The following is a 23,286-nucleotide window of genomic DNA, read 5'->3' on the forward strand; positions in this document are numbered from 1 at the left end:
TTTATTAAGCGAATTCATCACCAAAGGCATCTTTAACCTTATTTAAAACTTGTTTGATATCTTGTTCTTTAGTCTTTGGATAGATCAAAAGTACTTCATCTTTATCAACTATGATATAATCATTAAGACCATCTACAACAACAACCTTACCGGCTTTAGACCTTATCATGTTACCACTAGCATCTTGCGTTAATACTTTCGCATTTACTATAGCGTTTTTATTCTCGTCCTTATCTAACTTGTCATATAACGACCCCCAAGTACCTAAATCATTCCAATCAAAAGTAGCCTCTTTAACGTAAATAGCTTTAGAGTTTTCTAAAATAGCATAATCAATAGAAATGTTTTCAGCCTTTGGGTAGTTCTCAGAGATAAACTTCTTTTCATCGTCTGTATTATAACATACTAGACCATCTCTAAACAACGCATACTGCTTTGGCTGAAAATTTTGAAATGCATTGACTATGGTTTTTGCACTCCACATAAATATCCCTGCATTCCACAAAAAGTTACCTTGTGCAAGAAAATCTTTCGCAGTTTCATAATCAGGTTTTTCTCTAAACTGATTTACTTTTTTAATTGAAGCAGTATCAGTTTTATTAGACTCTATATACCCAAAACCGGTATTAGGAAAAGAAGGCTTGATACCTAACGTACACAAAACATCTTCTGTTTCACACTTTTTAAAACACGCCGTTACATCTTTTGCAAATGCATCTTCATCTTCGATCCAATGATCACTTGGTGCCACAATCATAACCGCATCTTCATTCATTTTCTGAATTTTCATGGCAGCATACAAAATACATGGTGCTGTATTTCTCATTGCAGGCTCAAGAACTACTTGTTCTTGCTTTACCAAAGGTAATTGCTCTAACACTAAATCATTATAACGCTCGTTGGTAAGAATTAAAATATTCTCGGTAGGCACAAACTTATTTAACCTTTGAAACGTTTTCTGAATAAGGGTATCACCTGTACCCAACATATCATGAAATTGTTTCGGATTTTCACTTGTACTTATTGGCCAGAATCTCGATCCTACTCCTCCTGCCATTAAAACGGCATAATAATTTTTATTCATGTCAGCTTTTTATTAATTCTACCTCAGCATTTGGTTGAAATAAAAACATCCTTCCTGTAGATATTTCTATACACTCATAACGCTTGGTTCGTTTATTTCCTTTTTTAAATAACTTCCCATTATAGATACGAAAAACGCATCCTATTGGTAATTCGTAAACGTAAGTTTTTTCCGATTGTTGTTCATCGAATTGTTTTAAAGCAATAGATAGCTGAGCGTCCGTACTACTACTTGCCTTTGGATTCTTAAAATGTCTAGCTAATAATGGTAATAATTGCGATGGAAATATCTCTGGTCTAATAAACGGAATCATTAAATGTTGAAATGTTTTTTTCCATTCCAGACCATGCGGCTTAATACCACGCCCATATTTCTCAAAAGCAATTAAATGGGCAATTTCGTGAATTAAAGTAATTAAGAACCTGTATTTATTTAAAGAAGCATTTACCGTTATTTGATGATTACCGTCTTTTCTTCTTCTATAATCTCCATGCCTAGTTACACGCTCATTAACGATTTTTAAATGCACCTGAGTATCCTTAATTAGTTCAAAACAAGGACTAACCGCCAATTCTGGAAGATATTTAGCTAATGTTTGCTGCATTATTATGGCGTACTACTACTAACCTGCAAAATTTTACCGTTATACATTTTCTGTCCCTTTAACGCAAAGTCCATTACATATTCTGCCATTTCCTTTGCACTTACCGGAGCTTCATAACCTGGGAATGCCTCTTCTAACATTTCTGTTTGTACGGCTCCTAAGGCCAATGCGTTAAATGACGGACCAGTTTCTTTAAATTCTTCAGCTAATAATTCCGTCAAAGTCAATACCGCTCCTTTACTTGAACTATAAGCTGAAAGTCCGGGGAACTTTGCACTACCCTGTATGCCGCCCATAGAACTAATGGTAAGAACATGACCGCTTTTACTCATGAAAGGAATAGCCAGTCTTGTCACAGCGGCTACACCAAATACATTAACATCATATACCGCCTTAAATTCCTCTTCTGTTATTTCTAGAAATGGTTTATTTATAAGCTTACCCGCATTATTTATAAGCGCTAGAACATTAGCACTTTTATCTTTTAAAAATTCAGATAGATGATTTCTACTTTCTTTAGCGGAGACATCAAAAGAAAATGCTTCAATATTTTTATGCTTAAGATTCTTAATCGGTTCTGCATTTCTAGAAAGCGCTAAAACCTTATACCCAGCGCCAGCCAATAATTTGCTTAACTCAAATCCTATTCCTCTACTGGTACCTGTTACTATAATGTATTCCATTAGTTATACTTTACTTCTTTTATAGGTGCATTTATAATACCCTCTAGCATTGGTACAGATTCGCTTACTATTTTAGCCATAAAACCATAATCAATTAACGATGCCTCATCACCTACCTTATGATACTCACCAAAATTGGTAAAATCAAAGGAACTATAGGTTTGCGAAGGCACATTAAACTCATCATGAAATGGCGCATTGTCCGAACGTCTGAACAAATTAAATTCTTTTGCCTTTGGAAGAAACCCTACCAAATTTTTATTGGCATAGCCATTACTGATTTCTGCTAAATTAGATAATTCATAACCTGTTAAATACAAACTATGATCCTTCTCCACCATTGGCACACCAACCATTTCAAAATTTAGCATAGTATACAAACTAATACTTTGTTCTTTTAACTTCTTAGCTAAATGCTTAGAACCTACCAACCCTTTTTCTTCTGCAGTGAATAGGGCAAAAATTACGCTCCGTTTGTTGTTTTTATGTTCACCAAAATATTTAGCAAATTCCAAAACAGCAGTAGTACCTGATGCGTTGTCATTGGCACCATTTGCTATAGTATCATCTCCGTCTCCGCTAATCAAGCCTATATGATCATAATGTGCGCCAATTACCACGAATTCATTTTTAAGTTTTGAATCTGTCCCAGGTAAAAAACCAACTACATTATAAGCTACACCGTCACTATAGTTTTCCAATGTATCTCTATATGTTGCAAAATAAGGCAGAACATTATTGTTCTTGAATACATTTTGAATAAAATCTGCAGCCTTTTCAATTCCCTCGCTTCCAGTATCTCTACCCTGTAATTCATCTGACGTCAAGAAAGTCATGATTGCTTCTATATCAACGGACAAAGCTTTGACAGAAACATTTGACTTTACACTTTCTAATTGAGCATCTTTAGATGCAGGCAGAACCGAACCCTTAACACCTTTTGGATTCGTAGGATTCAACACTGTTGACTGATCCACTTTTGTGCTTCCACAACTTAAAAGTAAAAAGCTAAAAAAAGCTACATATATATGTTTCATCATCTTATCTAGTTTAAAATATAAAGATAAAAAAAAGCATCCCGATGAAAGGATGCTTTTCTAATTCTATTTTTAAATCAATGTTCTACGCTAACATAGTAACAGGATTTTCTACAAAATATCTCAATGTCTGAAGGAATTGTGCTCCCACAGCTCCATCTACGGTTCTATGATCACAAGCAAGAGTCAACTTCATAGTATTACCTACTACTATCTCCCCATTTTTAACAACTGGTTTTTCTACAATTGCACCAACAGAAAGTATAGCTGAATTTGGCTGATTGATGATACTTGTAAACTCAAGAATACCAAACATACCTAAATTAGAAACGGTAAATGTACTACCCTCCATTTCTGATGGAGCAATCTTCTTGTTTCTTGCCTTACCAGCTAAATCTTTTACAGCACTTCCTATTTGTGTTAAGCCCAATAAGTCAGCATGTTTTACAACTGGTACAACTAGACCTTCATCTACTGCCACAGCAACACCCATATGAATATGCTTGTGAAATTTTGTAGCATCAGCACTCCAAGTAGTATTTACCTGTGGATGCTTCTTAAGTGCCATTGCGCAAGCTTTCAATACCATATCATTAAATGATACTTTGGTGTCAGGCAAACTATTTATTTGTGCACGTGAAGCTTTTGCATTATCCATATCCACCTCTATAGTAAGATAGAAATGTGGTGCGTTAAATTTAGAATTACCCAATGCTTTGGCAATAGCCTTACGCATATTAGAATTCTTAACTTCTTCCGTACCTTCCTCACCAGATGGCAAAGCCATAGAAACCGGCTGAGAAGCTATTGCATTATCAGCCTTTGCACTTGATGAAGCAACAGGAGCTTCAGCTGCACTTGGCGTATAATTTTCTATATCTTTTTTAGTAATTCTGCCATTATCTCCAGAACCGGAAACACTAGCCAAATCTATACCTTTATCCGCTGCAATTTTTTTGGCCAAAGGAGATGCAAAAATACGTTCACCATCTGCAATCGATTTGGAAACCTCTTTCTTACCAGTAGTATCTGCAGATTTTTTATCTTCTTTTTTAGCTTCGGTAGCAGAACTCTTTTTACTTCCGCCAGATTTATTACTTAAAACGGCATCAACATCCGTTCCTTCTGGACCAATAACTGCCAAAACCGCATCTACAGGAGAAGACTCACCTTCTTGTATACCTATATATAACAATTTACCGTTATAGAAAGACTCAAATTCCATTGTAGCCTTATCCGTTTCTATCTCTGCAAGAATATCCCCCTCTTCAACATCATCACCAACTTTCTTTAACCAACTAGCCACAGTACCTTCTTCCATGGTGTCACTTAAACGAGGCATCTTTACGATTTCTACTCCTTCAGGAATTTCACCAGAACCTTGAGCTTCGGCATCTTCAGAAGAACCCTCAGCAACAGGCTCTTCAGCAGATTCCTCTTCTGAAGCAGTTGCACCACCTCCACTTATCAAAGCAGAAATATCTTCTCCCTCATCACCGATAATCGCCAAAAGACTATCTACAGGAACAGTATCTCCTTCTTGAATACCAATATGCAACAAAGTACCTTCATTGAAAGATTCGAATTCCATCGTCGCCTTATCAGTTTCGATTTCCGCCAATATATCTCCTTCTTCTATTTTATCTCCAACGCTTTTTAACCATTTAGCTACGGTACCTTCTTCCATGGTATCGCTTAAACGGGGCATGTTTACTACTATAGCCATCTAATTATAATTTATGTTGAACAAATGGAAAATCCTCTTGTTCGTAAACCATATCGTATAATTGGTTTACTGGTGGATAATCTGATTCTTCTGCAAACTTCTCGCACTCTTTAACCATGACCTTAACATTTTTGTCAATGTCTTTGATTTCATCGTCAGTTGCGTATTTATTTTCTTTGATAATATCCAACACCTGAGTAATTGGATCAATCTTTTTGTATTCTTCAACTTCGTCCTTGGTTCTATAATGCTGAGCATCTGACATTGAATGACCTCTGTATCTGTAAGTTTTCATTTCAAGGAAAGTTGGTCCGCCACCACTACGTGCTCTTTCAATAGCTTTACTCATTTCTTGAGCAACCGTAACAGGATTCATACCATCTACTGGTCCACAAGGCATTTCATAACCCAAACCTAGCTTCCAGATTTCTGTAGAAAAAGATGTTCTTGCTACCGAAGTTCCCATAGCATAACCATTATTTTCGCAAATGAAAACAACTGGCAATTGCCATAACATAGCTAAGTTGAAAGTCTCATGTAAAGACCCTTGCCTTACAGCACCATCACCCATATAACATAAGGTAACGTTATCTCTACCTGCGTACTTATCACCAAAGGCCATACCTGCACCTAGAGGAATTTGTCCCCCAACAATACCGTGACCTCCATGAAAGCGATGCTCCTTAGAAAAGATATGCATGGACCCACCCATACCTTTAGAAGTACCTGTTACTTTACCATAAAGCTCAGCCATAACCATTTTAGGATCAACACCCATACCAATAGGTTGAACGTGATTTCTATAAGCAGTTATCATTCGGTCTTTGGTTAAATCCATTGCATGAAGAGCACCAGCCAAAACAGCTTCTTGCCCATTATACAAATGTAAAAACCCTCTTACCTTTTGCTGAATGTATACAGCAGCCAATTTATCCTCAAACTTTCTCCAAAACAGCATGTCTGCATACCACTTTAAATACGTTTCCTTGGTGATTTTTTTCATCAATTTTAACTAAAGGTTTAAATTCTTTATTTGATAACAGAGGCATGTATGACCTAGGTATCCAAGAAGAGCAAAAATACACATATAAATGAATCGATAAAAATATTAGAAGCAAATCGACCCAGAAATTATGTGCTTAACAAATAAAGCATATAACGTGTTTATTTACAATACTTTTTATAAGTTTTCTTAATTCAAAAAACTACTATTAAAACCAAGAGGTAGCAAATTTGCAAGTGAATTGCATTCAATAACACCACCAGTTTCGCCCATTAAAAGAATTCTGATAGGTTCTTGCTGTCTAAATTCATATTCAGAAATTGCCTGTCTACAGTTACCACAAGGGGCTGCTGGTTCACTAACCACATGATTTAATGATGCCGCAGTAATTGCAATTGCCTTAATTTTCATTCCCGGATATTTTGCCCCGGCATAAAAAACTGCCACCCTTTCTGCACAAAGCCCAGAGGGATATGATGCATTTTCTTGATTATTACCTTCTATAATCTCCCCATTCTCTAATAAAACAGAAGCCCCAACATTAAAACTAGAATAGGGGGCATAGGCCCTACCTCTTGCTTTTACAGCTGCTGACATTAGATTTTGATCATTATTACTTAATTCGCTTACCGAATCATATACCGTTATATCAAAGCTTATCTTCTTTTGACTGATCATATCTTTATTTTATTTTTCAATCTACAAATATATACTTGACACTTATAATAATTGAATAAAAAAGTTAATGCATAAAAAAAACCTGCTTGAAGCAGGTTTTTTTTTAAAAAATTTATGTGTTTTTACCATTAGTCATTATAAAACTCTTCTCCTAAATTAAAGGTAAGAGCAAAACGAAGTGTATTTTCTAATGGATTTCTCACTTGAGATGTTGAGAACAAATAAGACAAATCTACTTGTGCCGCTTTAAATTTAAAACCTGCACCAAGTGTAAAAAACTTTCTTGATCCTTTTTCTTCGCTTTCATTAAAGTAACCTGTTCTAAGCATAAAGGCATCTTGATACGTGTATTCCGCCCCTAACGCCCAAGTAAATTCTTTTAACTCTTCACTAAAACCATCTGGTGCATCAGAAAAAGAATTAAATATTCCACTGAATCCGCTTTCATTTTGATAGATATCATTATCAGCGGCATCTACATCACCATCATTATCAAAATCTTGAGGTGTTGGTACTAATAACTTAGTAAATTCAGTTATTATGCCTATTACGTTGTCTTGATCTAAAATAAAATCAAAACCACCACCAAAACTTAATTTACTAGGCAAGAAATTCTCTTGTCCTCCTTCATCATACTGAATTTTACCTCCAATATTTGAAAGATTAAAACCAGCCCTCCATCTACCATCGAAATTATTATATGCTATCTCTCGTGATCTGTAGTAACCTGCCACATCCACAGCAAATGAACCTGCAGCCTGAGAATCTTCAGTTCCGTTCTGTGGTAATTTTAAGTTAGACCTAATATATCTACCACCTACTGCCATTGAGAAAGTTGGACTCAATTTTAAAGAATAAGAACCATCCAATGCTAATTCGTTTGGTTTAGCAATGGTACCTGGATCATTTGCGAATTGCCTTAATTCGATTTCACCTAATGTAAAGTATCTTAAACTAACCGCAAAAGCACTCTGCTCATTTAACTTGTTGTAAAAACTTGCGTTCAACAAAGAAATATCAGTAATGATGCTTTCCAAATATGGAGTATAACTAACTCCTATTCCCATTTTTTGTTCCGCGAAAGCGAACTTCGCAGGGTTCCATTGTTGAGAAAAAGCATCTGTAGACGTTGCTACACCCATATCACCCATACCCGCAGATCTTGCATCTGCTGCAATTGTAAGAAATGGAACGGCTGTAGTAATTACACGTTGATCGTCTTGCGCAAATACCTTACCGATAATAAATACAAAGAAAATGATAGAAATTTTTCTCATTTTAGAATAGTTCTTTAAATTTTTAAAGGTGAAATATAGTGAATGCCCTATTTCACACTTTAATATTTTACATGTAAACGCATATTTTCCCGTTATCTTGCATGAATATTAAATTTTTTGCAACATTTTATCATACGAGTATCAATAAAGACATCTTCGCCTTTTTAAATCTCAATAAATCCCGGTTGTTTATTGTTTCTAAAAGAATTATCCAAAACCATACTAATTAGTTGTTTTTAGCGTTTACCTATTAAAGCGAGCCTAAATTTATTGACAGTTCGCTATGAGATTTTTAAAATTATTTTCAATTGTAAAATAATCTCATAAAAACACCGTTCTATTGAGCGAAAGTGACAAACAAATTAAAAGAAATTACAGTATCATATACTATAGCTACCAAACTACTATAGTATATGGAAATTGAACTCAAGTCCTAATTATGAAAAAACATTTAATAAAAGTTGTACTCTCATGCACGGTATTAGTAGGAGGTTTTACAGTAAGTAGCTGTTCTAAATCCTCATCTGGAAAAAATACGTCTAGAGCTACAGGTTGGAAGATAAATGCCAAGGAAGGTGGTTTTCAATACAATACCGACTTTAAAGAGCAAGAAACCGCTCCTGGATTGGTATTTGTTGAAGGTGGTACATTTACTAAAGGTAAAGTACAAGATGATGTAATGCATGATTGGAACAATACTCCGACTGCACAGCATGTTCAATCTTTTTATATGGATGAAACAGAGGTTACCAATGTAATGTATTTGGAATACCTAGATTATCTAAAAAGTGTTTATCCTCCAGAAAACCCAAAATACACTAATATTTATGTAGGTGCTTTACCAGATACTTTGGTTTGGAGAAACAGATTAGGCTTTAACGAAACTATGACCAACAACTACCTAAGACACCCAGCATACGCAGAGTATCCTGTAGTTGGCGTAAACTGGATTCAGGCTACTCAATTTGCAGAATGGAGAACTGACCGTGTAAACGAAGTTATGTTAGAAAGAGAAGGGTACTTATCTGAAGATGCTAAATATCAAGCAGCAACTGGAGAAGTTCAAGGTACTTTTAGTACTGAGGCTTATTTAAACAGACCGGAATCGGTTTATAATGGTCAAATTGACTCTCTACAAGGAAAAATGAAAAAAGATAGTACAGCTGCTTTCGCAAAAAGAAGCAGTGGTATCATCATGCCAGAATATAGATTACCTACTGAAACTGAGTGGGAATATGCTGCACAGGCGCAAGTTGGGCAAAGAGAATATAACAATTATAGAGGTAGAAAAAAATATCCTTGGGAAGGTGATTACACTCGTAATGGACAACGTGTTGGTAGAGGTGATCAATTAGCAAACTTCAAGCAAGGTAAGGGTGATTATGGCGGAATCGCAGGTTGGTCTGATGATGGCGCAGATATTACTGCTCAAGTTATGTCTTACAAGCCAAACGATTTAGGTCTTTACGATATGGCTGGTAACGTTGCCGAATGGGTAGCTGATGTTTACCGACCAATAGTTGACGATGAAGTAAGTGATTTCAACTATTACAGAGGTAATATTTACATGAAAACTGCAATCGGCGAAGATGGTAAAGTTAACATTCTTAGAGATTCTATAGTTTATGATACATTGCCAAACGGAAAAGTAGTTGCCGTAAACTTACCAGGTGAAATTAAAATGGTACCTGTTGATGAAGAAGAAACTTACTTGAGAACAAATTTCTCTTCTAGTGATAACAGAGGATATAGAGATGGCGACGCTGGTTCTTCAAGATTCTATGATAGATTCAACGATGGTGAAGAGGAAGATGAAAGCAAAAAAATGTATAACTCTCCTAAGCATTCAGTTGAAAGAGATTCATTAGGAAACCTTGTTAAAGGATATGACTCTTCAAACAATAGAACTACATTGATCAATGATGAAGTAAGAGTTTACAAAGGTGGATCTTGGAGAGATAGAGCTTACTGGTTAGATCCTGCACAAAGAAGATACTTGCCACAATATATGGCTACCGATTATATTGGTTTTAGATGTGCAATGTCTAGAGTCGGTTCTAAATCGAAAACAAAAAATAAAACAGTTAGAGGAAAGAAAGCTAAATAATTTTCTTCCTAACGAATTAAAAAAGCTCCTTATTTAAGGGGCTTTTTTTTATCTTCGATTTTATGAAAATTCAAGATTTACATTCTGCTTTCTTAGCAAACCCTTCAATAAGTACAGATACTAGAAAAATTAAAGAGAATGATATTTTCTTTGCATTGAAGGGAGATAATTTTAATGGTAACACTTATGCTCAAAAAGCTCTTGACAGTGGAGCAAGTTTGGTGATTATAGATGAGAAAGAATACTTCATTGACCAAAGAACAATTATCGTAGACAATGTTTTGACTACATTACAACAATTGGCCAATTTTCACAGAAAACAATCTAAAGTAGAAATCATTAGTCTTACAGGTAGCAATGGAAAAACAACTACCAAAGAGTTGATTAATGCTGTACTAAGTACCACCCATAAAACCATTGCCACTATAGGTAATTTAAACAATCATATAGGTGTACCGCTAACTTTACTAAGAATACAACAAGATACTGAGATTGCCATTGTAGAAATGGGTGCAAATCATCTTAAAGAAATTGAATTTTTATGCTCAATTGCAGAACCTGATTACGGATACATTACCAACTTTGGCAAAGCACATCTAGAAGGTTTTGGAGGTGTGGAAGGTGTTATAAAAGGTAAGAGCGAATTATATGATTATTTAACTACAAATAAAAATTCGATATTCCTAAATGCAGATGATCCCATACAATTAGAAAAACTCGCTGCCTACACCAAAAAATATGGCTTTAGTACTGAGAATTCCAAATATTATAATATTACGTTAGTAGAAGTCCAACCATTCGTTACTATAAAAGCTGAAGGGTCAATTATCAAATCTAACCTTATTGGTACATATAATTTCCCAAATTGCTGTGCTGCAATCATCATTGGAAAATTTTTTAATATTGAGTTGAACAAAATAAAAAATGCAATTGAAAGCTACACCCCAGATAATAACAGATCTCAGATAATAGACAAAAGCGGACATTACATAATTCTTGACGCTTATAATGCGAACCCTTCAAGTATGAAGGTGGCATTAGAGAACTTTGGTTCCTTAAAGAAGGATCAAAAAGTTTTAATTCTTGGAGACATGTTTGAATTGGGAGATTCCGCTATGGAAGAACATCAAAATATTGCCGATTTAGCTTTAGACCTAAATTTTGAAAAAGTAATATTAGTAGGTGAAAATTTTAATAGAACTAGTACGAAATCTATAAAGTTGAAAAACTTTGATGATTTGAATGTTTACCTGAAAGAGAGCAAATTAAAACCCAAATCAAGTATTCTGATCAAAGGCTCTAGAGGTATGGCATTAGAGCGTGTTCTAGATGTTATTTAATCTTATTTCGATAAAAACTGTGGGATATACTGGATTCGAACCGGTGACCTCTGCCCTGTCAAGGCAGCGCTCTAAACCAACTGAGCTAATATCCCCTTTGTAATTCTTTATAAGGAGACAAAGATACTATTAATCTTATTTTAAAATCATTCGATAAACTGAAAAGTGATACCTAGATTACCTGAAGTTTAAAAATAATCCAATAATGCCACTATTCCATTATAAGAAATTACACAGGAAAAGAAAAGAGCAGCAAACAGACCTAAATTAAGCCATATACCCGCCTTATACTCGTTCATTAATTTTTTGTTGTTGATGAGAAGGATAATCCCTAAAATCACCAATGGTAAAACAAACACATTAAAGACTTGTGACAGTATTTGCATTTGAATAGGATTAGCCCCATATATTGGAACAATCAATGCAAACAATGAAGCTATTGCCGTTATTATTCTAAACTGTTTTGAATTTGTATCCAATTCTCCGGATTGATAATCTGCTAATAATATAGGTGCGATCAATAAACACGGAAATATAGATGACAAGCCTGCACTTAATGTACCAAAAAAGAAAAGTGTAAGGGCAAATTTACCTGCTACAGGCTCTAAAGTATTCACCATATCCAACACTTTGGTTACTGGCTCTCCCTGATGAAATAAGGCACCGCAGGCTACAGCCATTACAGAAGCGCTTATAAAAAATACAAGTGTTGCTGCTATTACAGCATCTTTTTTCTGTTGTCCACGATTTTTAATTGTCCATCCTTTTCCTTTTACAAAAAGTGGTCTGGAAAGAAATGTAGCTGCTGCCATAGTGGTACCTACAAAGGCTGCAACCATCATTTGTCCGCCTTCTACCTTAGGTATTGTTGGTATCAACCCTTTAATTACCTCAACCGGTAATGGGTTTACCATAAATAACGACACAATAAAGGAAAGACCCATTATTGTTACGAAAATGACCAAAATCTTTTCAAAAAAAGTGTATTTACCTACTAATAGCAATCCATAAAATAAAATTATAACAGATATTGCTATAATTAGAACAGATTCATATTTGGCATCTACCAGACTAGGGAAATAAATTAAAAATATCTCATAAATAATATTTGCGGAAATACCTAGAATACCCATTAATGAATTCCATTGACCAAAAGAAATACCTAAAATTATTAGAATAGCAATCAACTTACCCCATTTTAAATGCTTCTTAAAAGCATACAAAGCAGTTTCGCCGGTAACTAAAGCAAAATTTCCATAAGCATACATTAATAAACCAGAAAAAATACAACTTAATAGTAGCACCCATAAAAGTTGCATACCATAAGTACTACCTGCCACAATCATTGAGGTAACACTCCCCGTACCAATAGTATAACCAATAGCAAAGATACCAGGACCAAATGCCAATACTAAAGCCAATATTTTTTTCCAAATCGATTTTTTGGCTGAGTTATTTATTTTATTCATTTTTTAGGTGGATTAATAATGAAAATAAAATTGATAGTTACTTAAATTTGGAGTATAAAGAATATGATTATTATTTATTTTAAACAATTAAATATTGTAACAAAACTGGTATAGGTTCTTAAAGTGTACTTTCATTTTTGCCTTTGCCAATTGAGGATCTTGCTTTTTAATTGCATCAAAAACATCTTGATGTTCTTGAATTCCTCTTAATGCCATATTCTTATCACAAACGTGATATTTTTCAAAATTGGTCAATATTTCTGGCGTAATAATTAACATAAAGGTATTCATTGTACTATTACCGCTAGCTCTGGCTATTGCCAAATGAAATAACAAATCTTCTTGTACAGCATCTTCACCATTTTCTACTTTTTCACGATAGGCATCTAAAGCACTTTTCATTAATTGCAAATCGTCATCAGTTCTTCTTCTGGCAGCTAACCTTACAGTCTTAAGTTCTAATAAAATCCTAGTTTCTACCAAAGATTTGAAATCTGGTTCATCAAGCCTTAAAATATCATTTACCATACCGTTCATGGCTACCTGACCAATATCTGCCACAAAAGTTCCACTTTGTGGCTTGGATATTAAAATACCATAAAATTCTAATTTTTGAATAGCCTCCCTAACACTACTTCTACTAACGCCAAATTTATCTGAGAGCATTCTTTCTGACGGTAATTTATCACCAGGCTCAAGATTTTTATTATTCATTAAATCTCTAAGCTGAACTATAATTTCATTATGTATTTCTTGATTTTCAGTCCTTGTGAGGATTTCTAATTTCATATATATCTTGTTTTAAGGAAAATCGTTTAAAAAATTATAATCTTAATAACATCTAAACTCTATACATCAGAAAATTAATATGAGATTTACCAGCTTTTAAAAAAGCCGGTAAACTCATTTCAACAAATCTAACTCAAACAACTCTCTTATTTATACTAGGTATATTTATCGTATATCACTAATGCGCGACTTCTAATTCATAATACTTAACTCTAGCGAACGCACCCGCATCTAGGGTTTGCAAATAGTTCCCCGCCTTAAAATAGTTTTCAAACACACTCCACTTTTGCATATGAATATCTTCATAAACCACAGAATCAGTTTCATTTAAAATAACTTCCAACCTACCTTCTGAAGCTATAATCTCTAGACTAAATGTACCTGTACCGATTTCCTCTGAAAATGTATGTCCTTCATTATCCTCCCAAGCATCAGTATGCAAAATTTCTTCATCTGTAGCATTAAGATCTTTTAGCTTTTTAGTAAGTACCCTTACCTTACCTTTCTGCCAATATATTTTTAACATTGGGGGAGCATTGTTATCATCCTCTCCAATTAAATCTCTTTGCTCATTGGTTAGCCTACCATGAATTTGCATTACCAAGGTTCTATGAAAATCACCACCTACATCTGTAGTGATTTCAGGCACAGACAATGTACCCTTCATACGGCCACCTTCCGTAAAAGTCCAATTTGTACTATTACTACCAGGTACCATTTGTTCTCTTAATTCCGTTCGTGAATAGGAAGAATTAGCTGTAGACGAACCAGGCGTTGTGTAAAACACCAAGGAACCATCCGTAGAATCATTATACATATAAGGTATTAATCTTTCATCAGTAGCATAATCTATAATCTCTGGTGGCTCTACCTCATCTGGACTACCAATGGGCAATGTAACTTTCCAATTACTTAAATCAATATTCGGTAAAAAAAAGTCTACCCCTTCTACTTGTTCTTCTTCAACAACCACTTCCTCTTCTGGTTCTGGAGTTACCTCTTCCTCTTCTTTGACCACTTCTTCTTCCTGAACAATTTCCTCTTCATCCATTTCTGCATCATTACTACAACCTACAATGGCTAATGCCATTGCAAAAGCAAAAAAATAATTTGCTAAAGTTGGTTTACAGAAACGTAAAATATTATTTGTAATCATATACTTCTTATTAATGCTTTACTTCAAGTTCGTAAAAACTGACCTTGGCAAATGAACCTTCATCTCTGCTTTGAAAATAATTACCTGCTTTAAAGTAATTTTCAAAAACACCCCATCTTTTCATGTTATAATCGTCATAAACGGCGTATTCTGTTTTATTCAACGAAACCACCATTTTACCATCTGTAACTTTCACTTCAATTTGAAACTTACCGAAACCTACTTCTTCTTCAAAATTGAATCCTTCATCATCTGTCCAAGCTTCTTCATGCAATATGCCAAGAGCATTTACATCTGCATATTTTAATTTTTTTGTTTTGACTCTAATTTTACCATTCTGCCAATATATCTTTAATACCGGCGGCGCATTATTGTCTTTTTGCTTGATTAAATCTTTTTGATCATTAGTCAACCTACCATGAATTTGTAGAATGATTACTTTATGATACTTACCATTCTTATCTCTTGAAACCTCATCAACTGATAGTTTTGCCTTTAAAGTGCCCCCTTGCTTAAATGTCCAATTTACATTGTCATTTCCTGGAACCATTTGTTCTCTTAATTCTGACCTAGAATATTTAGTATTGGCAGTTGTTGCAGTTGTTGGATACGCATAAAAAGTGAGAGCTCCTTTTGTAGAATCATTGTACATGTAAGGTTTCAGCACCTCATTTGTAGCATAATTCAAAATCTCTGGCGGTGCTACACTTATTGCCCCTCCTTTACCACTACCTTCTGGTATTGTAACCTTCCAGTTACTTAAATCAATTTCCGGTAGCTTAACTTTCTTCTTTCTTTTTTTGGATTTTTTAAGTTTTACATCCGATTCTGAAACGCTACTTTTCTGATTTTGAGAAGTAGCGTTTACAGATAGAAATAGCAATACTATAAATACCAATATTCCTTTTCGGGTGTTTTGCATAAATTACAAATTAAGGGTTCACTGAACGAACCTTCACATTATCTATAAATGCATCTGCAGGTGTTACTGCAAAAAACATTATAGCAACTTCTCCACTATCATTAGCGGTAAAAGGAATTTGCACCAATGTACCTGCACCATCTGTCGTATCTGAGAACTTACCCTCTGCTACAAATCCTTCGTTAAATCCTAAATTATCTCCTATGTTGTCAACAGCATCTGCCCCATCATCATACTGACCATCTAGAATTAATCCTACTATTTTTCTACCACCAATTGGATCTGTACCGCTATCGTCCTTTATTGCATATTGATATTCTAAAATATAATCTGCACCAGGAACCAAATTAAGCTCTTGATATGCATATCTAGAACTAGAAGTTCTTAAATCACCACCAGATTGACTTGATGACCATTTTGCCCCTCTTGTTTTACTACCTGTATCAACTCCATCATAATCTTGATTAGAACCATCTGAACTAGAACCAAAAGGATTAGTTTCCCCATCCGTAAATGTTGTCCATTTCCAAAAATCTTGACCATCTTCAAAATCACCGTTCAAAATAGAAGAACCTGTCATTCTTGACATATATATATTGTCTACCGTAATTGTTGCATGATCATTTGCAGTACCAGTACTTCCTAATTCAAAAAGGATTGTTTCAAATTGCGATACAGGAGATGAAAAATCTGTAGCCAAGTCCAAATCAAAACCTGTCCACTCACCATCTGTTAAATCCAAATCATCAATTATATGACTAGTACCGTTTGTACTATCTACTAAAGTTATTTTTAACTTATCTATACCTGTAGCAAACTCAGAATATACATCAAAATGAATATCATTTGATCCAACACCGCTATAGAATGCGTCTGCTGCAACCACCTCATCACTTAAAGCAAATTCACCTACATCACTATGCAATCTAGAAAATTCCAATAGATTGTTTCCTGAATCCAAAATAACAGCCTTACCACCTGTACCCGCTGTACCAACAGAACTAGCGTCTGTAAAAATGTTTAAAAGATTATATCTTTTAACTTCTGGTGACGCAGGAGCACTGTCAATAGATTGCACAGTATGCTCTACCGTAATATCTTCAGTTTTAACCAGATCGGTTTGCCCTGAAGCTTTAGTCGTAACGGTTATGGTGTAGTCTGCAGATGCTTCAACGTTAGAATAATCATATGTAGCAGATTCTCCTTGCAATGCTGTTAACGGTGTACTACCATCACCAAAATCAATTACGTACGAATCTACACCAACAGTTAACGGTGTTACCGTAACAATGGTACCATCTCCACTAGCTGATACATCAAAACTTGAAAATACGCTTCCAATAGAACCGCCAGAAGAATCAACTGGCTCAATTGGCTCATAACCATCTTCATCACATGACATGATCAGACCAGTTATCAAAAGGGCACTTATTCCTTTTTTAATTAAACTCATAATATTATATTTTTTTATTTTTTGTTAGATGCTTCTTAAACAATTTAAATTTCTGATTAAGAATATACATGATGTCTTGAAGTGTAATCTAAAAATGAAACTACTGTTAACTGCAGTGGCATTTTTAAATTACATTTTCAAGAATTTTCACTAATTCAGTCTATCAATACTAATTTTAGAGAATCTACATTCTGTTCCTGCATATTCAATATTAAATCTCATGTTCTCTGTATCATCACCAGTTGTAAAAGAGAATGATGTTTGAACGTATGATGAAGCTTGATCAGTTAACGGAATTTCTTGTAAAAGAAAATCATCTCCTGTATCTGCATCTTCTATTAATAATGTACCTGCAGAAGTACCGGTAGTTTTACTCACATACCAGAACGTTATCTCATAAGTTGCACCAGAAACCACACGGATGCTTTGATCAAGAAAGTTAGAACTGCTACTTAGTTTAGCCGCACCATTATCTTCTGGTGGTGTTGGCGAAGAACTTGCAGAGTAAGAACTAGTAGTTCCCCTATCTACACCGGCCCAAGGTGTTCTTGGATCACACAAGAAATCTGGACACTGAAAAGCCGCTACCAACTCATCTACAACCACAACATCTAATGTAACAGTTGATGTAACACCATTACCATCACTTGAAACTAAAGTAACAGGAAATGTACCTTCACCAGAAAACTGAAATGTAGGATCACGATCTGTAGAAGTTTCACCGCCACCAAAATCCCATAAATAGGAAGACGCTTCAGTTGAAAGATCAGTAAAATTTATTATGGTAAAATCTGTTTGATCCGCCGTATAATCAAAATTAGCTTCAGGAAATATCGTATCTGCCTTTGAATTAGAATCTGGCAAATCATCTCTAAAAGTATCCGAACCAACACAACCAACAAAAGAACTTGTAATTACTACACTAAAGAGTAACAGAGTTGTTTTTCGGAAAATATTTTGTTTAATTTTCATAGTTTAAAAGTTTTAAAATTTAATATCCCGGGTTTTGTGTCAAAAGTCCGCCGCTTATATTTATTTCTCTTGCTGGAATAGGCAATAATAATTTTCTTGCATCAAATACATATCCCATCTCCGCAGAATGAGCACTTAGTACAGATTCAGCTACACCGAACCTAAGTAAGTCGAACCAACGTTGATTCTCAAAAGCCAATTCTACTCTTCTTTCAACTAACAAATCCTCTTTGGTAATCGTAGAAACGGTTGCCGGTAAGCCAGCTCTATCTCTTACCGCTTGAAAAGATGCTATCGCAGCAGAACTTGTAGTTGATGCACCGCCTGCCATAATTGCCTCAACATGCATTAAAAGAACATCTGCATAACGTAATGCTATATAATCGTTACCTGCATCTCTAGCACTTGCACCGTAAGAAGGTGGTGTAGTTGTAATATCTGACCCTTCAGGTAAAAATTTAATTACTTCATTTGATGTTCCAAAAGTAATATACGATTCAGCTGTTCTATTACCACCAAAGGCAGCGAAGTCCAACACTAAATTTTCATTTACAATGTTTTGACCATCTTCTGAACCCGCACGAGTTGAAGAAGTAAATTCAGACGAAAAACTTTGACTTTCCGAACTATTACCAGTTTGATATTGCACTGCAAAAATAATTTCATCATTCAATTCACTATAAAAGACATCATGAAAATTACTTTCTAAACTAAAACTACCACTATTAATAATAGACTCACATAATTGCTGTGCAGCACTATAATCTGGAGATTCAAGAGAAAGATAAACTTTGGCTAAAATTCCTTGAGCCGCAGCTTTTGACGCTCTTGATTTAGATGAATTATCTAAAACGGTTACAGCTTCTTCTAAATCGGCTATAATTTGATCATAAACTTGTGCTTCTGGTATTCTAGTAAACAACGCTTCGTTATCGGTAGGACCTACCACTGAAGTTACCAATGGCACTGCACCGAACATTCTAACTAGCTTAAAGTATGCATACGTTCTTAAAAACTTAGCTTCTGCAGTATACCTTGCTTGATTGCCTTCATCTGCTACATCAATAAAATCTAAGATATTGTTAGCCCTGAAAACAACTTCATACATAGAAGCATAGTAATCTTCAGATTCTACATTATTAGCATTAACAACATATCTATGAAAATCGGCTTTAGAACCTTCAAGTGTTGCATTTCTCGTATTATCTGTACGATGCTCAGTTAAAAGATGTTCAAATTGAACGCCTCTATTGAAATCACCAATATTAGATTCAGTATTACTATTTACACCTTGTAAGGCATCGTAAATTCCATACACACCAGACAACACGTCTGCATCAGATTGAAAGAAACCGTCTACAGCAACTGCCGTATCTGGTAATGGATTTAAAAATTCCTCAGTATCACAGGAAACAAAAACGGATACTGTTACGGCAAAAATTATATATTTTATATGTTTCATCGTTTGTTTTTTTTAGATTAAAAGTCAACGTTAAGACCAAATGTTACCGTTCTAAAGATTGGCGTACCTGCTCTTTGAGAACCATAAGCTCTTGGATTGCTACCATCTATATGTTCTGGATTGAAACCATGGTAATCATCTGCAGTGATATAAAGCAGATTCTGAGCAGTAGCATAAACTCTTAAACCACTTACCCCTATACGTTCTGCAACATCATTTGAAAAATTATAACCAAGATTTACATTACGTAAAGAGAAGTAATCTGCACTCGCAATAACATCACTTGTCAATACCTTTTCTTGAATGAACGAAACATCAGATACTAGACCATTAGCTACCGCTTCTAACTCACCACCACTTCTTGTTCTATTACCAAACCAGTTGTAGAAATATTGATCTCCAATATTATTAACCTGAGCTCCTAAGCTACCTTGAACCATAAATGAAAAATCTACATTTCCGAATTTAAATTCGTTAGTAAAACTGTAAACCAAATCTGGATAAGGACTACCTAAAATAGTTTTGTCTTCTTCAGTTATTAAACCATCACCATTTAAATCTTTAACAATCGTATCATCAGACTGACCATTTATCCTGTTCCAAGGACTGTCAACATATGTTGTTCTAAAAGAAGTTTCATCAAAAGCTTCCTCATCTACAACGTAACCCCAGAAAGAAGATATTGGCTCTCCAATTCTATTAATCCATTGAGAATTTCTACCATAATCATCTTCAATTAAAGCATTGTTAGAATCTCCGAAGCTTAGTAATTCATTTTTATTCGTAGATGCTATAAAAGTTGAATTCCAAGAGAAATTTTCATTAGAAACATTTCTAGTTCTCAACTCAAGTTCAACACCTTTGTTTTGAACTTCACCTAAATTCACAATACCACTATTAAACCCAGATATGTAAGAAACAGGGTTGTTCAATAACAACTCATCACTTGTTCTTTCGTAGTAATCAATAGAACCAGAGATTCTATTATTAAAGAAGCCATAATCCAAACCAACAGTCAATTCCTTTGAAGCTTCCCATTGTAATAATGTGTTAGCAATATTTAGTGGAGATACACCAGCTGCAATACTACCATTATCAATTGAATTAGAATTTTGTAACAATGCCAAATAAGGCCATGAGTTAACAATATCATCACCTACATTAAAATTCTCTGCCCCGGTAAGACCGTAACTTGCTCTGAATTTCATAGTATTAACAGCGTCACTATTTACCAAGAAATTTTCTTTAGCAACATTCCAACCTACAGATACAGCAGGGAAGTTACCCCATTTAGAATCTATACCAAATACAGAACTACCATCTCGTCTAAAAGAAGCATTCACTAAATACTTTCCTTTGTATGCGTAGTTAACTCTTGCAAAGTATCCTAACTTTTTAAGCTCAGTATTAATCTCTGTAGGAAGGTCAACTAAAGTAGCACCTTGAAAGTTTTTAAGTAAATCATTAGAAAAACCACTACCAGTAGTAATACTTTCTTCAGATTTCCTTTTCTGTATAGTAGCCCCTAATAACAAGTTTAAATCGTGATCATCACCAAATGTCTTTGTATAGTTCAAAGTATTATCAGAAATAACCCTTGTTCTAAATCTATTAGCTAAATAATAAGAAGCTCTAGAATTACCACTTGCATGATTTAATACACCATCATATCTAGTTCTCTTTCTCTGCTCAAGTGTAACACCTAATTGCGTTTTAGCGGTCAACCCGTCTAAAAGCTCATAACTTAAGTATGTAGACCCAAATAATTTGGTGTTATATTCAAAATGCTCTCTTTCCACATATTGAGCATATGGGTTAGAATCACCCGATGTACGAGGTCTACTATCATTGCCATCTCCATTAACATCTAATTCAACTAAATGGTTTTCGTAAAAGTAATCTCCAACTCCAACATCTGGATAAACAGATCTATCAATAAATTGCAAAGATTCTTCTGTATGATAAATAGGCAACCATGGAGATTGACGTGTTGGATTATGAATAGACGTTGGCAATCTTCTTTGTTTTGTATAAGACGGTGTAGCTCTTATACCAAATCTTGCTTTCTCACCAATTTTAGAATCCACTTTCATGTTGGCAGAAAACAACTTATAGTCATCTGTAATAACTACACCTTCATCATGAAGATACCTTAAAGAAGTACTGAACTTAGTATCTTCTGAGCCTCCTCTAGCAGATATCGAGTGACTGGTTATAGCCCCTCCGTCAAAGAAAACATCTTGCCAATCTCTATCAACACCTGTAGCCTGCACTAACAATTGCGCATACTGAGTTTCATTTGAAAGAGTACCTGTTGCAGCTTGTTCTATTTTAGCCCATTCAGACACACTTTTTCTGTAATCATCACTACCATGGGCACTTTTAATACCTGTGTAAGTCTGATAGCTAAATTTAGTTTTACCGGCCTTACCGCTTTTGGTAGTAATTAAAATTACACCGTTAGAACCTTCACTACCATAAATTGCGGCAGAAGCAGCATCTTTTAATACCTCAAAAGATTCTACATCATTCATATCAAGGTTACCAAGAAACTCTGAACTTACTACTACCCCATCAATTACCAATGCAGGACCAGAATCAGCCGTTACCGAACCAATACCTCTAATAGTAATAGTAGGAGCACCACCCGCTTCAGCATTAGTAGCTTGAATATTAACACCTGAAACTTGACCTATTAATGCGTCATCAACCCTTGACACCGCTATTTGGTCTAGATTTTCGTTAGTTACTTTAGAAATTGAACCGGTAACGGTAGATTTTTTCTGCGTACCATAACCAACAACTACAACTTCGTCTAATTGACTAGCGTCTTCATTTAAAGTAACACTAACTGTTTTCTGTGAAACGATAGCTACTGTTTCAGTAGTATATCCTATATAAGAAAAACGTAGAATATCCCCACTAGTTACTTTAATGCTAAAATTTCCATCAAAATCACTTTGAGTTCCTCTTGTTGTATTTGCTACAACGATATTTGCACCAGGTATTGGTACATTGTTTGCATCTACTACCGTACCTGATAGATCATAGGTGTCTTGTGCAAATAATTGTATGTTGACAAGCAACATTACAACCATAAAAATTTTTAATTTAAAATTCATCTGTGTTATATTAAGTTAGTTCTATTGAATTGGCTTCTGCCATCTTTTTGATCTACTTAAAATGCGATTACATACCTCGCATCATAATCTCCAATATTCCTATACACACACTTTCATCTTAAATCAATGAAAATTCCTATTTTTACAAGGAAATGTGTTTATAGCAATATTTACATGTTTGTGTATTACTTCCCTTCGAAATGAAGTAATTTTTTTTATTAAAAGGATGGGCGAGCACCCGTCCTTTTTTTATGCAATTTTATTCTAAAGTTTCACGTCATTTTTTTTAGTTTATAAAGGTTCTTTAATTTCAATATTTTAACTGGTTTACCAAATTGGTTCGTCAAACTGGTTTACCAAATATATGTTATTATATTGTTAAAAAAAATTACATTAATGATT

At 34.7% G+C, this 23,286-nt stretch carries 18 protein-coding genes and 1 tRNA gene; 2 read left to right on the forward strand and 17 right to left on the reverse strand.

Features of this window, described 5'->3' with window-relative positions; all coding sequences use genetic code 11:
* Positions 1–4: 4 nt before the first annotated feature.
* From P177_RS16000 to porV, 8 genes are all read right to left on the reverse strand, one after another.
* Positions 5–1,084 carry a mannose-1-phosphate guanylyltransferase gene (locus P177_RS16000; protein WP_036156368.1) on the reverse strand — a complete coding sequence of 360 codons (1,080 nt, stop codon included), beginning with the start codon at positions 1,082–1,084 and terminating at the stop codon, positions 5–7.
* Position 1,085: 1 nt separating this feature from the next.
* On the reverse strand, positions 1,086–1,688 hold the full coding sequence (locus P177_RS16005; protein WP_036156370.1) for a SprT-like domain-containing protein: 603 nt from the start codon (positions 1,686–1,688) through the stop codon (positions 1,086–1,088).
* A 2-nt stretch (positions 1,689–1,690) separates the two neighbouring features.
* Positions 1,691–2,371: an SDR family NAD(P)-dependent oxidoreductase gene (locus P177_RS16010; RefSeq protein ID WP_036156372.1), complete on the reverse strand. Its 681-nt coding sequence runs from the start codon at positions 2,369–2,371 to the stop codon at positions 1,691–1,693.
* On the reverse strand, positions 2,371–3,411 hold the full coding sequence (locus P177_RS16015) for a M28 family metallopeptidase (RefSeq protein WP_316930797.1): 1,041 nt from the start codon (positions 3,409–3,411) through the stop codon (positions 2,371–2,373). Before P177_RS16015 ends, P177_RS16010 begins: the two co-directional genes overlap by 1 nt.
* A gap of 82 nt (positions 3,412–3,493) precedes the next feature.
* Positions 3,494–5,134 (reverse strand): pyruvate dehydrogenase complex dihydrolipoamide acetyltransferase, encoded by a 1,641-nt coding sequence (locus tag P177_RS16020; RefSeq protein ID WP_036156374.1) that lies wholly within the window; start codon positions 5,132–5,134, stop codon positions 3,494–3,496.
* Between the two features lie 4 nt (positions 5,135–5,138).
* Positions 5,139–6,137 carry a pyruvate dehydrogenase (acetyl-transferring) E1 component subunit alpha gene (gene pdhA, locus P177_RS16025; RefSeq protein ID WP_036156376.1) on the reverse strand — a complete coding sequence of 333 codons (999 nt, stop codon included), beginning with the start codon at positions 6,135–6,137 and terminating at the stop codon, positions 5,139–5,141.
* Between the two features lie 189 nt (positions 6,138–6,326).
* Entirely contained in the window at positions 6,327–6,812 is a 486-nt protein-coding gene (cdd, locus tag P177_RS16030; protein ID WP_036158636.1) for a cytidine deaminase, read from the reverse strand.
* Positions 6,813–6,943: 131 nt separating this feature from the next.
* Entirely contained in the window at positions 6,944–8,092 is a 1,149-nt protein-coding gene (porV, locus tag P177_RS16035) for a type IX secretion system outer membrane channel protein PorV (RefSeq protein ID WP_036156378.1), read from the reverse strand.
* A 439-nt stretch (positions 8,093–8,531) separates the two neighbouring features.
* Here porV and gldJ point away from each other — a divergent pair, with 439 nt between their 5' ends.
* Together gldJ and P177_RS16045 are read left to right on the forward strand one after the other, a co-directional pair.
* The gene (gldJ, locus tag P177_RS16040; protein WP_036156380.1) at positions 8,532–10,199 is read left to right on the forward strand and encodes a gliding motility lipoprotein GldJ; all 1,668 of its coding nucleotides are present in this window, start codon (positions 8,532–8,534) and stop codon (positions 10,197–10,199) included.
* A 62-nt stretch (positions 10,200–10,261) separates the two neighbouring features.
* Positions 10,262–11,539, forward strand: a complete 1,278-nt coding sequence (locus P177_RS16045; protein ID WP_036156382.1) for a UDP-N-acetylmuramoyl-tripeptide--D-alanyl-D-alanine ligase — start codon at positions 10,262–10,264, stop codon at positions 11,537–11,539.
* 20 nt (positions 11,540–11,559) lie between these two features.
* Here the strand turns inward: P177_RS16045 and P177_RS16050 are convergent.
* From P177_RS16050 to P177_RS16090, 9 genes are all read right to left on the reverse strand, one after another.
* Positions 11,560–11,634, reverse strand: a tRNA-Val gene (locus P177_RS16050).
* A 93-nt stretch (positions 11,635–11,727) separates the two neighbouring features.
* Entirely contained in the window at positions 11,728–13,008 is a 1,281-nt protein-coding gene (locus tag P177_RS16055; protein ID WP_051941877.1) for an Nramp family divalent metal transporter, read from the reverse strand.
* 87 nt (positions 13,009–13,095) lie between these two features.
* Positions 13,096–13,797 carry a FadR/GntR family transcriptional regulator gene (locus P177_RS16060; RefSeq protein ID WP_036156384.1) on the reverse strand — a complete coding sequence of 234 codons (702 nt, stop codon included), beginning with the start codon at positions 13,795–13,797 and terminating at the stop codon, positions 13,096–13,098.
* A gap of 178 nt (positions 13,798–13,975) precedes the next feature.
* A complete protein-coding gene (locus P177_RS16065; RefSeq protein ID WP_051941878.1) occupies positions 13,976–14,953 on the reverse strand; it encodes a polysaccharide lyase family 7 protein in 978 nt (325 codons plus the stop codon).
* Between the two features lie 10 nt (positions 14,954–14,963).
* Positions 14,964–15,875 (reverse strand): polysaccharide lyase family 7 protein, encoded by a 912-nt coding sequence (locus P177_RS16070; RefSeq protein WP_036156386.1) that lies wholly within the window; start codon positions 15,873–15,875, stop codon positions 14,964–14,966.
* Between the two features lie 10 nt (positions 15,876–15,885).
* The gene (locus P177_RS16075) at positions 15,886–17,328 is read right to left on the reverse strand and encodes a hypothetical protein (RefSeq protein WP_036156388.1); all 1,443 of its coding nucleotides are present in this window, start codon (positions 17,326–17,328) and stop codon (positions 15,886–15,888) included.
* A gap of 150 nt (positions 17,329–17,478) precedes the next feature.
* On the reverse strand, positions 17,479–18,300 hold the full coding sequence (locus tag P177_RS19510; protein WP_051941879.1) for a PKD domain-containing protein: 822 nt from the start codon (positions 18,298–18,300) through the stop codon (positions 17,479–17,481).
* A gap of 19 nt (positions 18,301–18,319) precedes the next feature.
* Positions 18,320–19,762 (reverse strand): RagB/SusD family nutrient uptake outer membrane protein, encoded by a 1,443-nt coding sequence (locus P177_RS16085; RefSeq protein ID WP_036156391.1) that lies wholly within the window; start codon positions 19,760–19,762, stop codon positions 18,320–18,322.
* A 17-nt stretch (positions 19,763–19,779) separates the two neighbouring features.
* Positions 19,780–22,884 carry a SusC/RagA family TonB-linked outer membrane protein gene (locus P177_RS16090; protein ID WP_036156393.1) on the reverse strand — a complete coding sequence of 1,035 codons (3,105 nt, stop codon included), beginning with the start codon at positions 22,882–22,884 and terminating at the stop codon, positions 19,780–19,782.
* Between the last annotated feature and the right edge of the window lie 402 nt (positions 22,885–23,286).

It is taken from the genome of Maribacter forsetii DSM 18668, assembly GCF_000744105.1.
Lineage (GTDB): Bacteria > Bacteroidota > Bacteroidia > Flavobacteriales > Flavobacteriaceae > Maribacter > Maribacter forsetii.